General features: G+C 69.5%; 8 protein-coding genes. 2 read left to right on the top strand and 6 right to left on the bottom strand.

Translation table 11 applies throughout. The annotated features are described in order from the left end of the window. Positions 1 to 29: 29 nt before the first annotated feature. A complete protein-coding gene (locus ACZK4S_RS09895) occupies positions 30 to 1,223 on the top strand; it encodes an amino acid aminotransferase (protein WP_463644111.1) in 1,194 nt (397 codons plus the stop codon). Positions 1,224 to 1,229: 6 nt separating this feature from the next. Here ACZK4S_RS09895 and recD read toward each other — a convergent pair whose 3' ends face one another. Genes recD through ACZK4S_RS09880 form a run of 3 tightly spaced genes read right to left on the bottom strand, consistent with a single transcriptional unit; the run spans position 1,230 to position 9,080 of the window. Next, on the bottom strand, positions 1,230 to 2,975 hold the full coding sequence (recD, locus tag ACZK4S_RS09890) for an exodeoxyribonuclease V subunit alpha (protein ID WP_076063255.1): 1,746 nt from the start codon (positions 2,973 to 2,975) through the stop codon (positions 1,230 to 1,232). Continuing rightward, a complete protein-coding gene (locus tag ACZK4S_RS09885; RefSeq protein ID WP_463644110.1) occupies positions 2,968 to 6,078 on the bottom strand; it encodes a UvrD-helicase domain-containing protein in 3,111 nt (1,036 codons plus the stop codon). The genes recD and ACZK4S_RS09885 overlap by 8 nt, the downstream gene beginning before the upstream one ends. Continuing rightward, positions 6,075 to 9,080, bottom strand: a complete 3,006-nt coding sequence (locus ACZK4S_RS09880) for an exodeoxyribonuclease V subunit gamma (protein ID WP_463644109.1) — start codon at positions 9,078 to 9,080, stop codon at positions 6,075 to 6,077. Before ACZK4S_RS09880 ends, ACZK4S_RS09885 begins: the two co-directional genes overlap by 4 nt. Here ACZK4S_RS09880 and ACZK4S_RS09875 point away from each other — a divergent pair. Next, complete coding sequence (locus ACZK4S_RS09875) at positions 9,079 to 11,169, top strand: ATP-dependent DNA helicase UvrD2 (protein ID WP_463644108.1); 2,091 nt, start codon at positions 9,079 to 9,081, stop codon at positions 11,167 to 11,169. The genes ACZK4S_RS09880 and ACZK4S_RS09875 overlap by 2 nt on opposite strands. On the opposite strand, the gene ACZK4S_RS09870 is transcribed toward ACZK4S_RS09875, so the two are convergent. The 3 genes from ACZK4S_RS09870 to ACZK4S_RS09860 all read right to left on the bottom strand — a co-directional run bounded on the left by ACZK4S_RS09870 (position 11,157) and on the right by ACZK4S_RS09860 (position 13,566). Continuing rightward, positions 11,157 to 11,681: a hypothetical protein gene (locus ACZK4S_RS09870; RefSeq protein WP_076063249.1), complete on the bottom strand. Its 525-nt coding sequence runs from the start codon at positions 11,679 to 11,681 to the stop codon at positions 11,157 to 11,159. The two genes, ACZK4S_RS09875 and ACZK4S_RS09870, sit on opposite strands and share 13 nt — an antisense overlap. 185 nt (positions 11,682 to 11,866) lie before the next feature. After that, positions 11,867 to 12,028: a DUF5679 domain-containing protein gene (locus ACZK4S_RS09865; RefSeq protein WP_182764892.1), complete on the bottom strand. Its 162-nt coding sequence runs from the start codon at positions 12,026 to 12,028 to the stop codon at positions 11,867 to 11,869. Positions 12,029 to 12,228: 200 nt separating this feature from the next. After that, positions 12,229 to 13,566: a zinc-dependent metalloprotease gene (locus tag ACZK4S_RS09860; RefSeq protein WP_459397486.1), complete on the bottom strand. Its 1,338-nt coding sequence runs from the start codon at positions 13,564 to 13,566 to the stop codon at positions 12,229 to 12,231. Positions 13,567 to 13,639: the final 73 nt, after the last annotated feature.

Below are 13,639 nucleotides of genomic sequence, written 5' to 3'. Positions count from 1 at the left end.
GGGGACGCGCCAAGAAAGAGAGGTCTCCCATGTCGTTGTTCGATGCCGTTGAACTCGCCCCCGCAGATCCCATCCTCGGACTGACCGAGGCCTACAACGCCGATACCAAGCCGGACAAGGTGAACCTGGGCGTGGGCGTCTACCTCAACGAGCACGGCAAGCTGCCGCTCCTGGAGTGTGTGCGCATCGCCGAGCAGCGTCTCGCGGAGGAGGGCAAGCCCAAGGCCTACCTCCCCATCGACGGCATGCCCGCCTACCGCGACGCTGTGCGGGAACTCGTCTTCGGTACCGATTCCACCGCGCTGGCTGAGAACCGCGTCGTGACGGTGGAGTCGCTGGGCGGCACGGGAGCGCTCAAGGTCGGCGCGGACCTGCTGAAGCAGATGAACCCGTCGGCCACCGTGCTGCTGTCAGACCCCAGCTGGGAGAACCATCGCGCGCTGTTCAGCCGCGCCGGGTTCCGCGTCGACACCTACCGGTACTACGACGCCGAGGCCAAGGGCCTCAACTTCGAGGGGATGCTCGCAGACCTCCGACGTGCCGATGCCGGCACCATCGTGGTGCTGCACGCCTGCTGCCACAACCCGACGGGCTACGACCTCGTCGAGGAACAGTGGGACCAGGTCATCGAGGTGCTACGTGAGCGCAACCTTGTGCCGTTCCTCGACATGGCCTACCAGGGCTTCGGGTTCGGTCTGGAGCGCGACGGCGCGGTCGTCGGCCGTTTCGTCGACGCGGGTCTGGAGTTCTTCCTGTCGACCTCGTTCTCGAAGTCGCTCAGCCTGTACGGCGAGCGCGTCGGCTCACTGTCGATCGTGACCGTTGACGCAGACGCGGCCAAGCGGACGCTGTCGCAGGTCAAGATCTGCATCCGCACCAACTACTCGAACCCCGCCACCCACGGCGCCGCCATCGTCGCGGCGGTGTTGTCGGATCCCGCGCTCCGCGCCAAGTGGGGCGAGGAACTCGGCGAGATGCGCGAGCGGATCAAGCGCCTGCGTCAGGACCTGGTGCAGCAACTCGAGGCACGCGGCATCACGGACATGGGGTTCATCGCCGAGCAGATCGGCATGTTCAGCTACTCCGGGCTGACCAAGCAGCAGATGGTCGCGATGCGCGAAGATCACGGCGTCTACGGCACCGACTCGGGCCGGATGTGCGTGGCGGCGTTGAACGAGGGCAACCTCGGCAAGGTTGCCGACGCGATCGCCGCGGTGCGCTGAGCGCCGTCACCCCGCAGTGCGGGCGAGGCCGCTGGCCCGGCGAGCGGGCGTTTCCACCGCCGTGGCCAGTGCCTCCCACGAGCCATACAGCGTGACACGTTCCTGCGCCCTGGTGACAGCGGTGTAGAGCAACTCCCTCGTCAGCAGGGGAGAGCCCGGCGGGGGCAGCACCACCGACACCTCCGCGAACTGGCTGCCCTGCGACTTGTGGATGGTCATCGCGTGCAGATCCGCCGCGTCGTCGAGGAGCGACGGCGCCACCCTCAGCGCCGCCTCCGGCAGGTCCACCACCGCCATGAGGCCGCCGTCGTCCTGCACGACCACAGCGGTGTCGCCGTTGCTGAACAGGTCTGTGTTGCGCTGGATGAGGAGCGGCTGCCCCACGTAGGGACGCGTGTCGAAGCCGTACTCCTCCAATTGGGTGGCCAGCCAGGTGCGCACGGAACGCGCCCAGTGGGACACCCCGAACGGGCCCTCGCGGTGGCCGCAGAGGATCCGGTGGCGCTCCAGCGCACGGTTCGCGACGGTGCCCTCGCCCTTCCTGGCTGCCGCCTGGACGAGCGTCGCCGTGGCGAGCGCGTCGTGCCGGACCTCCGTCAGCGTCGCCGGGTCTGCCGAACCGCTGAACTCGACGAAACGCAGGGACTCAGACTCTTCCACGAGGTGGCGCGCCCGGGCAGAGTCGCCGGTGAGGATGGCATCTGCAAGCTCGTTGATGTCCGCCCTCGAGCGGTAGTTGTGCACCAGCCGGACGATGGCGCCGCCAGGTGCGGTCACCAGATCATGGGCACGCTCGATGTCTGCCAGCACGGCGCCGGCCTCCACGGAGCGCAACTGGTGCGGGTCTCCCAGCATCACCAGCCGGGTGGTGGGCGCCACTGCCTCCAGGAGCGACGTCATGAGCTCGAGGGACACCATGGAGGTCTCGTCGACGACCACCAGATCATAGGGAACCGGATTGTGCGCGTTGAACTCCATCTGGGTGGTGCGGGGGCGGGCGCCGAGCAACTTGTGGATGGTCCCACCCCACAGCCTGCCGTGCTCCTGCCCCTGCTCGCGGACCGCCTGCTGGAGCCTTGCTGCGGCCTTCCCCGTGGGCGCCACGAGCGCGATCCGGGGGGATTGCGGCGCCAAGGCGTGCAGGATGCGCGAAACGATGGTGGTCTTGCCCGTGCCGGGGCCGCCGGTGATCACCGTGGTGCCGTGGTTGAGGGCCGCGAGCACCGCCGCGTTCTGGTGCGCGTCGGCCTCCTGCTCCGTGCCGTCCGGGCGGGGCAACGGGGCGGGGGGCTCCGAGTGCGAGGCGAGCGCAGGCAGGGAGCTGCGGCGTCGCAGGATCTGGGCCAGCCTGCGTTCCTGCCGCCAGTACCGGTCCAGGTAGAGCAACGTGCCATCCAACCGGAAGGGCCGGTTCTCGTCACCCTCGGCGTCAGCAACCGCTGCGGAGCCGGCCACCGCCTCGATCCAGTGCTCGCGCTCGGGCCAGGGGAGGGCGACCGCCTCCCCGGCTTCGGCGTTTGAGTCGTCGTCCGACTCGGGACGCAGATCAGAGGCGGCCGTCGCCAGATCGAGGCACACCGAACCGAGCCGCAACTCGCGGGCGGCCAGCGCGAACGCCAGGAGGACCTGCGGTTCGGCTTCGCCGCTGAGAGCGCCCAGCCGCTTGGCCAGGTGGAAATCGATCAACCCCAGCCAACCAGCCTCGCAGAAGGTGCGCAGCAGGCCGGTGGCGGCCACGGGGACTTCACGCATGGGCACCTCCGAGCAGATCAGAAACCGCGATGACCAGGTCTGCCGGAGGGAACCAGCCGAAGACCCCGCAGGAGGCGCCGTCGACCACCGGCGTGTCCGGCCCTGCCATGCCACGGACGAACAGGTAGCCCACGCCGCCCAGATGGGTGTGGGGGGAATAGCCGGGGAGGCGTTGACCGAGGTAGCGGTGGAGGGCGGCGCAGTACAGGATGGCCTGGAGCGGGTAGTGGGCTTGCATCATGGCCTCCGCCATGGCGGGCCCTGTGTAGTGGCCCAGGGTCAACTCGTCGCCGGCCGTGGGTGCGAGCCGGTTGGTCTTGTAGTCCACGACGACGAACCTGTCGCCGAGTTGGAGGACACCGTCGATGGATCCAGTGAGGAACCCGTTGAGCACGGCGCCCGCGGCTTCCGAAGTGGCCAGCCTCTCCGGGTAGGCCGCCAGTGGGTCTTCAGGAGCCAGGTGCTCAGCCATCAACGCGGCCAGTTCACGCAGCGTGGCGGGGGTGCCCCCATCTGCCAGAGGCAGGTCGAAGTCGAGCTCTGGGAGCCGCTTGGCCAGCGGAACGTCCGTCAGTGCGGCTGGCGACAGGGGCAGCAGCGGGGTGCGGCACAACTGCACGAGCGACGCCGCCAGTTGCGCGGACTGCTGCTCATCGAGGTTGTGCGCAGGGCCCATGACGCGGAGGAGTTCCGCAGCGTGGGGCTCCAGCCGACCGGGGGTCCAGTCCAGGAGTTCGAGCACTTCATGCACCAACGTGCCGAAGGCTGCACCCGCGGGAAGGCCGGACATGGGCGACGGCGCGCTGAGCGCCGGGTCTGACGCCGCTGGCGGGGCCACGTCGAGCTCAACGGCTTCATCCGTGATGACGCGCACCGCCGTCTCGTGCAGACCCTGGGTGAGACCCGAGTACGACGTACGGCGCCACGTCTGGTCGATGCTGCGGCGCAATCTGGCTGCCGCCAGCGTGGCGTTCGACGGGGCCGGGGCCGCCACGCGACCGGGATGCGCCGGATCCAGCGGGGTGGTCAGGATGCGTCCGGTGCCGATGGCGGGCAGCCGGGTGAGGAGCACGTCCAACGGGCTGTCGGAACGGGCGCCCTTAGGCTTGGCGATGTGCCACGCGATGGCGAGATGCTTTGCGCGCGTGAACCCGACGTACAGGAGACGCAACTCTTCGTCGCGGTGCTGCGCCTGGAGATCCCTGGTGATCTCGTCGTTCCACTGCGGCTTGGGGCCGATGTACAGGTGGCGACGACCCTGTTCGACGATGCTGAAGGGCCGGTGCCGCTGGGCCTGGGCGCCTCCGGTCTCCGGCAGCAGCACGATGGGGAACTCGAGACCCTTCGCGGCATGCATCGTCATCACCCGGATGGCCGGCTCGTCGGTGGCCACCCTCAACGAATCCGACTCGTCGTCCGGGATGCCGCGCGCCTCGCCGAGGGCGATCAACGCACTCAACGTGGTTTCTCCGGCCGCGTCGAACAGTTCGGCCAGATGGGCCACGTCTGCCAACAGCCTGTCGCCGTCCGGTTCTGCCAGCAGCCGGCTGTCGAGGGCGGTGTGCGTGCGCAGGTGGGTGCGGACGGCGGCCACCCCACCGTCGCGCCAGCGCTGCGCGAGTTCCCGCACCAGGGTGCTCACACGGGCTGCCTCCTCCGGACGGTCCGAGAGGAGGTCCGTCAGCGGCGAGCCGATCAGGGGCGTCATGGCGGCGAGCCTGATGTGGGCCTGGGTGGGGTCGTCCATCGCCCGGAGGAGGGTGATCCAGTGCCGGTTGGCGGGCTGGGACCACACCGACTGGGTGCCGGTGAGCACCGCGGGGTGGCCCGCGTCCCCGAGCGCGGTGCGGATGGCCCTGCCGCGGGCGGTGGTGCGCACCAGGATGGCGATGTCCGCCGGGTCGAAACCCCGGGCCAGGATCTGGCGCACCTGCCGGATGACGTCGTGCTCGATGGCGCTGTCTGCCGCGATGTCGCCGAGCTGGTCCGAGACGGCGGTTCGGAGCCAGAGGCGGGCGTGCGCGGGCAGTTCATCATGCCGGGGGCCGTGGTGGGCGCCCACAGGGGTCACCGTCACGGTCTCCTCGCCGAGCGTGGTGGTGCCGAACAGCTCGACCACCCCCTCCACCAGCGGCCGGTCCGTGCGGTAGTTGGTGCCGAGACTGGCCAACTCAGCGTGCCCGCGGGCGGCGAGGTAACTGCCCAGGTCTGCTCCTCGGAACCCGTAGATGGACTGCTTGGGGTCACCGATGAGGATGGTGGGCCGGTCCGGGCCCACGAAAGCGGCCTTGAGGATGGCCCACTGGTCCGGGTCTGTGTCTTGGAACTCGTCCACCAGGACCACCCGGAAACGGCGCTGCAACTCCGAGGCGACGGCCGCCCCGGTCACGGCATCCGAGAGGAGGCAGCGCAACCGGGTGGTGACGTCGTCGAAGGAGCAGAGGCCCAGGACGGCCTTGCGGCGGGCATACAGCTCGCGCACCGCCTCCGCATAGTCGAAGTACGGCCCGGAGGTGGGCAGCAGCGGCAGGCTCTTGGTGCAGACGGCCTCCCCGATGAGGAGCGCCTGCTGCGCTGTGATGGGCGGCGTCTCCTCGTCGCGGTAGAGCTTCAGGTAGATGTCCGTGGCGCATTCCCGGGCGAGGTCCACCGGGTCTGCGCCCACCGTCTCAGCCGGGTCCCAGTCTCCGAGGATGCCGAGCTCGAGGAGCATGGCCTGACAGAAGGAGTGGGTGGTCAGGATGGTGGCTTCGTTGAAGCGGGCGACGGCGGCCACCAGTCGTGCGCGGTGGAGCGCCGCGTCGGCCGTGCTCAGGAGGCGGGCGACCGGATCTTCGGCGGCCTCTCCGGAGAGCGGCAGCCCGGCCTCGATGCGGTCCATGTCGGCGATGACCTGCTGCAGGCGGGCGAACACCCTGGTACGCATCTCCCCGGCGGCGTGGTTGCCGAAGGTGATCAGGAGCAGATCGGCGACGTCCAGCCCCTCCTCGGCCAGGTAGCGGGCCGTGAGCGCGGCGATGGTGTACGTCTTGCCGGTGCCCGCGCTGGCCTCCAGCAGCACGGTGCCGGTGGGCAGGGGTGCGGTGATGTCGAAGGTGGTCACGACCAGCCTTTCGCGAGCGGGGCATACAGTTCCCAGGCCCAGGCCTGGAACGGGCTGACCTGCCCGTTGACCGGGTCTCCCGGGAGCAACTCGTCTGTGAGGAGTTCGCGCACGTCGTCCGCGTAGAACAGCGGCCAGGCCTCGCCGGGCTTCGCCCACTTGGACTTCCAGTGGCCGACGGGACCACCCCAGTCTGCGGCCCGGAACTTGCCGGCGATGAACTCGCGTGCGTAGGTGAGGGCCGGCCCGCAGGGCACGGTGACGAGCCGGTGCTGGCCCTGCGCATAGGCACCGGCCAGGGTGGTGAGGTGGGTGAGCGCATCCTGTGCCGTGGGCGGATCAACCTGGGTGGCTTCTGCAGCAATGGCGTACCGTGTGGCCTGCGTCTTGACGAACCGGTGGAATCTGGCGGGGGCGGCGATCCCCTGGGCGGCCAGGGCCAGGCTGTCCAGCCATGGCCGCAGGATGTTCTGGTCGCCCCTGCTGGGCGTGGCGACGAGAGCGAAGCCGCTGCGGGTGCACACCTCGTCCACCACCCTGACCGTGCCGGCGCCACCGAGATCCAGCTCGAGGTCCACCGCGTGCCGGGCGACGGGACCGGACCATTCGCCCCACGCGCTCTTCCACAGGAGGACCGCATCCGCCTTCGCGGCCTGGAACAGCGCGTCACCGATGCGCTGGGGCGGAAGGTCTTCCCGTTGCCGGAAGTAGCTTTCCACCGATTCAAGGGTTGTGCCGCTCTTCCAGGAATCCACCAGCGCGTTGACGACCTGCCACTTCTCCAGGCCCCCCGCCTCCAGCGGCATCTCGTCCGTCACCTGTGGCTCTGCGTAGAGCGTGATCCCACCGGCCGAGCGCAGGAAGGTCTTCGCGGGGTCCAGAAGGAACCGCTCCAGCTGCGTGAGGGTGAGCTGGGCCGGGGAAGGGCCCACCTCCCGGGAGCGCGCCTCCGTTCTGCGGCGGGCCGTGATGGTGAGCGCCCCAGAGCCACTGGCACGCCGGGACTCGGCCCCTCCGAGGGCCGGCAGGTCGAAGCTGGGCCGGCTGAGGAAGTTGGCCTCCGACGTGGCCGTGGGTGGATGCGTGAACGCCGCGGCGGACCCGCCGAGCTGTTCGAGCAGCCAGCTGACCGCCACCGGCTTGGCCGTGCTGCGGTTGGTGCGCTGCGAGGAGGCCTGCCTGACGATCAGGAGTTTCTCCGTGGACCGGGCATGGGTGAGCAGTTGGCGCAGCCGCCTGGCGCGCACGTCCGGCGCGTGATCACCGAGGTCCACGGAATCAGGCAGGACGCCGCCGCGCCCGGGCACCACGTCGTCTGTGACGCCCAGCATGGCGAGCACCCGGAATTCGACGTGCTGCAGTTCACCCAGGGGGATCACCTGCAGGGTGCCGTTGCCCGCCGCGACACGGGCGCGCGGCGGGCGGGCGGCGTCTTCAAGGAGGTGGGCGAACTCGTGGGGCGTGAGCACGGTGGCGTTGCCCTGGTGGTCCGACTCGAAACGGGCGAGCACCGCCAGCGCGTGGAGCAGTTGCCATTGCTCCGTGCGGGGAAGCCCGACCAGCGAGCCGAGGGCGTCCCTGGACCGCGTAACCCACTCCGGCACCGTGGCCGGCGACGCAGTGGCTGCGACGATGCGCCGGAGGCGCGCCAACACCTCCACGAGCGCGCCCACGACAGGCAGGTCCGACGCGGTAACCGCTTCGGACCCGGACAGGCCGAGCCCCACGTCGGTCCCGGGCGCGACGGCGAGACCGATGAGGAGCCTGTCGATGCCGCGCACCCACGTGTTCTGTTCGACGCCGGACAGGTCGAATAGGGCACGGTGTTCGGTGTCCAGACCCCAGCGGATGCCCGCACCGGCGATCAGTTCGACCACGGCGCGGCGCTCCGTCAGATGCCAGCGGTGCGCGATGGGAGGGCTGAGGAGCAGCCCCACGATCTGTCTGGCGGTGGCCCGGGACCTGCCCAGGCGCAGCAACGCGACGAGGAGCGTGAGGACGGGGTTGGCGTCCAGCGAGCCGATGGGCTGTACCCGCAGAGTGCGGCCGGGATGGGCCTTGTCGTCGACGGCGGCGAAGGCGGAATCCAGCAGCGCGGAGTAGCGCTCCGGCTGTGGGCAGAGGATGGCCACCTCCCTGGGTTCGAGAGAGGGGTCTTCGGCGAAGGCGCGCGTGAGCTCGTCGCGCAGCACCTCTACCTGCCTGGCCTCACCGTGAGAATCATGGACCGAGACGATGGGCGGAGGAGCGGCTCCGTCCGGGAGGGATTCCACGGCGTCGGCGAGCTCGGTTGCCCAGCCGTCGCCCGCGGAGCCCGCCGGTTGCAGGACGGTGAGCCCGGGGCCGTCCCCCAGTGCGCGGAGGGCCTGCAGCTGCGGCCTGGTCAGGTCGTCCACCGCGATCACGAAGGTGGGCACCGTGTCGGCCCGGGCCGCCTCGTAGGTCTTCTCGAGCGTGACGAGCGGGTCCAGTTCCAGCGCGTCGGTCACGGCGCGGAACAGTGCGGGCTGCCAGGACAACGCGTCCGGGATGGTGGCCCCTCCGAGGCCCGTGTCCTCCCCGGCTGTCCAGCTGGCAAGGAGCTGGGGCGTGTGGTCCAGATAGCCGCGCAGCAGGCGCGCGATGCGGATGGCGGTGGCCCGACGCCGCCCGGGGCGCGTGTCATCTGGGGCGAGGGCACGTGCCACCAGCGGGTGCTGCACCTGCGCGAGCGCCTCTGCGACCGCCAGATCCAGCGGGGTGCCCAGCCAGCGGGAACGGTTGCGCTCTTCGCCGGCCTGCTGGGCCAGTTGCCGCATGAGGTCTGCGGGGGAGAGGTAGCTGATGCCTGCCGAGATGCCCAGGCGGGCCGCCACCTCCTGGCCGAGGACGCGACCCGTGGCCCGAGTGGAAACCACGACGCGCAGGGTGATGAAAGGATCTGTTGCCACCGCCGAGATTTCCCGTGCGAGATGGTCCACCAGGGTTGCCCACCGGGCGCCTCTCACCAGTCTCACCGTCATGTCGTTCACCCTACTGGCGGCTCCCGACAATTCCGTTTTGTCCGCCCGGGACGGTATGAATGACGCCGTGAGCAACCACATCCTCGACGCCCTTGATCCCGAGCAGCGCACCGTCGCGACTCTGCTGGATTCACCGGTGGTGGTGCTCGCCGGAGCCGGCACCGGCAAGACCCGCGCCATCACGCATCGCATCGCGCACGCGGTGAGCGAGGGCCGCTATTCGCCCACGGCCACGCTTGCAGTCACGTTCACCACCCGGGCGGCCGGCGAGATGCGTTCCCGTCTGGCAGGGCTCGGGGTCCGGGGTGCGCAGGCGCGCACCATCCACTCGGCGGCGCTGCGGCAGTGCCAGTTCTTCTGGCCGCAGGCCTACGGTGTCGCCTTCCCCTCCGTCGCACAGAACACGTTCGGTCTGGTGGCGCGCGCCGCCCACCAGGTGTTGGGCAGCTCGGACACGGCGCTGGTGCGAGACCTCGACGCGGAGATCAGCTGGGCCAAGACCAGCAATGTCGCCCCGGCGCAGTACGTGGACATGGCAGAGGGACGTTCCGTCAACGGCGCCGCCCCGTCCCAGGTGGCCAACGTGATGACGCGGTATGAGAAGGCCAAGCTCACCGAGGGCACCGTGGACTTCAACGACATCCTGCTCTGCAACGCGGTGCTCCTCAGCGAGCATGCGGAGATCGCAGAGACCATCCGCGCCACCTACCGCCACTTCGTCGTGGACGAGTACCAGGACGTCTCCGCGCTGCAACACCGCCTCATCCAGTTGTGGGTGGACGGCAGGCCGGACGTGTGCGTGGTGGGCGACGCTAACCAGGCCATCCACTCCTTCGCGGGGGCCGATGCCGGCTACCTGCTCCGGTTCGCCAATGAGTACCCCTCCGCCCGGACGGTGCGCCTCGTGCGCAACTACCGCTCCAGCCCTGAGGTGGTGGCGTCGGCCAACAAGATCCTCCGGGTGAGCGGCGGCGCGCCCGGGGCGCTCAAGGCCACCAGGGACACCGGGCCGGCGCCGTCGTTCCAGGCGGCACCGGATGAGGCGACTGAGGCGGCCGATGTCGCCGATTGGCTGAAGGTCCGTCACGGCGCCGGCACGAGGTGGTCGGAGATGGCGGTGTTGTACCGCATCAACGCCCAGTCGCCTTCACTCGAAGCGGCGCTCACCGAACGCGGCATCCCCTACACGGTGCGCGGCACGGAGCGGTTCTACGACAGGGCGGAGGTTCGCCAGGCCATCGTGGAGTTCGGTCGCTCCTCCCAGCGCGACGAGGAAGCCCCGCCCGGCGCGATCATGGACACCGTTCTGCGCGGGCTGGGATGGAAGCCGGAGGCCCCGTCCGGACAGGGCAGACAGCGCGAGCGGTGGGAGTCGTTGACGGCGCTGCGCACGATGGTGGCGGAGGAGACGGGCAAGCGGGAGGCCTGGTCCGGGGCAGATGCCGCCACCTGGTTGCAGGAGAGGGCCAGTTGGCAGGCCGCACCGGTGGCGGATGCCGTCACGCTCTCCACGCTGCACGCAGCCAAGGGTCTCGAGTGGGACGCCGTGGCCATCGTCGGAGTCCGCGAGGGCATGATCCCGTTCGTGCTCGCCCAGGAGGAACCTGCGCTGTCAGAGGAACGTCGTCTGCTCTACGTCGGGTTCACCCGCGCCAGGCGCGACCTGCGCATCAGCTGGGCGGCGTCGAGGGGCAAGGCCACCCGCTCCCGCTTCATCGGAGACCAGGTGAGCGGCCCCGTGGAGACGACCACCGCGCGCAAGACCACCTCCGTGCGCTCCCGGACCTGCCGTGTGTGCGGCAATCCGCTCCACACAGCGGCGGAGCGGAAACTGAACCGTCACACCGACTGCGAGGTGTCCTACGACGAGGCCCTCTTCGAGGCGTTGCGCACCTGGCGCAAGCAGGTAGCGGAGGAGACACGCATGCCGGCCTTCGTGATCTTCACCGACGCGACGCTGCAGGCGATCGCGGAAGCGGCACCCACAAGCCCTGCGCAGTTGTTGAAGCTGCCGGGGATCGGCCAGTCCAAGCTCACCAAGTACGGCGAGGGCGCCCTGACCATCGTGCGCCAACATCAGGAGTCGTGACAGCCGCGGGTGCGGCACTCGGCCCGCCAAGGCCAGGTGAACAGGCTGAGACCCGGCTCGTCGATGTTCCACATCCACGTGGAGCCCATGAGGTCCGTCGTGCCGTGCCGCAGCAGCGCCACGGCCTGCAGGGCGGTCCATGCCGAAGCCCAGGCGGTCAACTCCGTCAGGGCCCCCCGCTCGGATGGTGTGCGCTCCGCAGAGGACAGACAGGCGGGGCACGGGCCGAAGCCAGGTGCGACGTATGGCCCCACCGCGGCCCCTCTCGCGTGCCACCACACATGCAGGGCCCCCGTCTCGGCGCCATAGATCTCTGACTCGAGAACCGGATGGCGGCCCGGTGCCCAGGTGAGGATCGCCAGTGCGGAGGCGGACGTGGTGCCGGGCGACCGGTGGGCTGCCTTGGGGGTGACGGTCCGGGTGAACAGGCCCGCGCGCTGGAGCCCGGCGGCGATCGCGGCGGTCCGGGTGGGGGACCCGAGGACGGTGAGGACAGGGGTGCTGAAGGTCATGGAGGACACTCTGGTGGCCGGCAGCGGCCATCACCCTGGCGTCGGTGCCAACGGACAACACCGGGGAGGCAACGGACAACACCTGGACCACGTCGGACAACACCTGGACGCCGACGGACAACACCCGGGGGCAAAGCTACGGGGCGGCAGCGTCACGCTGCCGCCCCGTCAAGCTGTGTTCGGGCTCAGGCCTTGCCGAGGATGCGGTTCAGGTTGGTGCCACACACCGGGCACTTGCCCTTGGCCATCTTGGTGCCCTTGGCGTTGACGACGACCTCGCCCTTCGCGTCGCGCTTGTCCTTGCACTTGACGCAGTAGAAAGAACCTTCCCAGGTCTCTGCAGCCATGAATTTCCTCCTTGTTTGGGGCGCTGATGGGTTCAGCAACCCTGATCACTGTAGCGGGGCGACAAGCTCTGTTGGTATGACACACCGCGCCTGTAGAAGCGGAATCCCGGGTTCGTGATCCGCCTTCCCCTGCGAATTCGACCCCGGGACTCCTGTGCTGAGTTAACCGTGCGACGGTGAGCCGCGTCAAGGAGCAAGTGTCAGCGCGGGGAGTCCCCGCCCAGCAACTTGCGCAATTCCGCGTCCATCTCGTCCTCTTCCGGCTCTGCGTGAGCGGTGCCGGCCGTGAAGGAGAGCGGGTCCTCCAGATGCGCCCGCGTGGGCAGCAGATCGGGATGGCCCCAGACCGCGTCGCGCCCGTCCATGCCCCGTGCATGTTCGACGGCGGCCCACAGGTTCTTCGCGTCCCGGACGAGCCGGGGGCGGAGATCCAGGCCCAACAGCTCGGTGAAGACACCGGTGACGGGTGTGGCGGAACCGCGACGGCGGTGCAGCACCTCTTCCAGTTGCGGCGCGTTCGGCATCCAGGGCGCGGCGGCGCGTCCGGCCACGTGGTCCACCCATCCCTCGACCAGTGCGAGCAGGACCTCGAGCCGCTCGAGGATCTCCACCTGGATGGCCGTGCTGGCCGGCTGGAAGAAGGAACCGCGGACCTGTTCGCCCACTGCCACCATGTCCTCCATGGTCAGTTGCTCCAGGCTCTCCGGCCGCAGGGATTCCGCGATCGCGTCGAAGTCGATGGTGATCTCGCGCGCGTAGTGGGCGAGCAGCGCGCTGAGCTGGGGTGACAACCAGCCGACGGCGTGGAAGAGCCGCTGCCTGGCTGCCTCACGGAGCAGCAGGTACAGCGTCACGTCGGTGTCGCTGGCGTCGAGGTCCTGGGTGAACTGGGCGACGTTGACCGGCACCATCACCACGTCGTTGGAGCCCAGAAGGTTGAAGCCGATCTCCGTGCCGGTGAGGATGTCGCCGGCTACTCGGGCCAGTTCCCGCTTCAGGCGGTCGCGGTAGATCAGGGAGGCCGACTGCTTCATCATGGGGCCCATCATCTGGGCGAGCGGCTGGAGGTCTTCGTCCTGCTCGGCCCCGCTACCGCGGCGCAGGGCATCCGCCAGGCCGTCGATGATGGGATCTATCACCGCACGCCAGCCGTCACCGGTCTCGTCGAGCCACGCGCCCTTGGTCAGCGCCCGGGCAGGGCGGCCCGTCTCGGAGAAGGTGGTGATGGGCGAGAGCCAGTTCTGGGCGAGCCGCTCAGCGTCGACGATGGCGGAGCGCTCCTCCGGCCGCAGCTCCGGGTCCCCGCCCGCCTCCGCAGCCAGGTGCTTGGCCGCGGTGAGCGTGGTGCGCCAGGCGGCGTCCGGATCGCGGTCCGCGGCGGTCATGCCGAACATGAAGCCACCGCCGGAAGCCTGCATCTTCTGAACGTGCGCCACCAGGTCTTCAAGATTCAGGTTGTCGGCATCACCCAGCCCGAGTTGCTCCAGCATCTTGCGCAGCTGCTCGAAGTCGAAAGGACCGAACGAGGGGTTGGACATCAGTTTCCTCCTGTGCACCGATACAGGCCATTGTTCCGCATGGGGCAAGCGCCGCGCGACCGCTTGCCGACGG

The sequence above is a fragment of the Tessaracoccus zhenghani genome (genome assembly GCF_055326325.1).
This window is presented reverse-complemented; position numbering and strand designations above follow the sequence as displayed.

Coding starts and splice junctions, on each gene's coding strand:
- ACZK4S_RS09895 (WP_463644111.1), top strand. CDS start 30: ATGTCGTTGTTCGATGCCGTTGAACTCGCCCCCGCAGATCCCATCCTC.
- recD (WP_076063255.1), bottom strand. CDS start 2,975: ATGCGTGAAGTCCCCGTGGCCGCCACCGGCCTGCTGCGCACCTTCTGC.
- ACZK4S_RS09875 (WP_463644108.1), top strand. CDS start 9,079: ATGTCGTTCACCCTACTGGCGGCTCCCGACAATTCCGTTTTGTCCGCC.
- ACZK4S_RS09880 (WP_463644109.1), bottom strand. CDS start 9,080: ATGACGGTGAGACTGGTGAGAGGCGCCCGGTGGGCAACCCTGGTGGAC.
- ACZK4S_RS09870 (WP_076063249.1), bottom strand. CDS start 11,681: ATGACCTTCAGCACCCCTGTCCTCACCGTCCTCGGGTCCCCCACCCGG.
- ACZK4S_RS09865 (WP_182764892.1), bottom strand. CDS start 12,028: ATGGCTGCAGAGACCTGGGAAGGTTCTTTCTACTGCGTCAAGTGCAAG.
- ACZK4S_RS09860 (WP_459397486.1), bottom strand. CDS start 13,566: ATGTCCAACCCCTCGTTCGGTCCTTTCGACTTCGAGCAGCTGCGCAAG.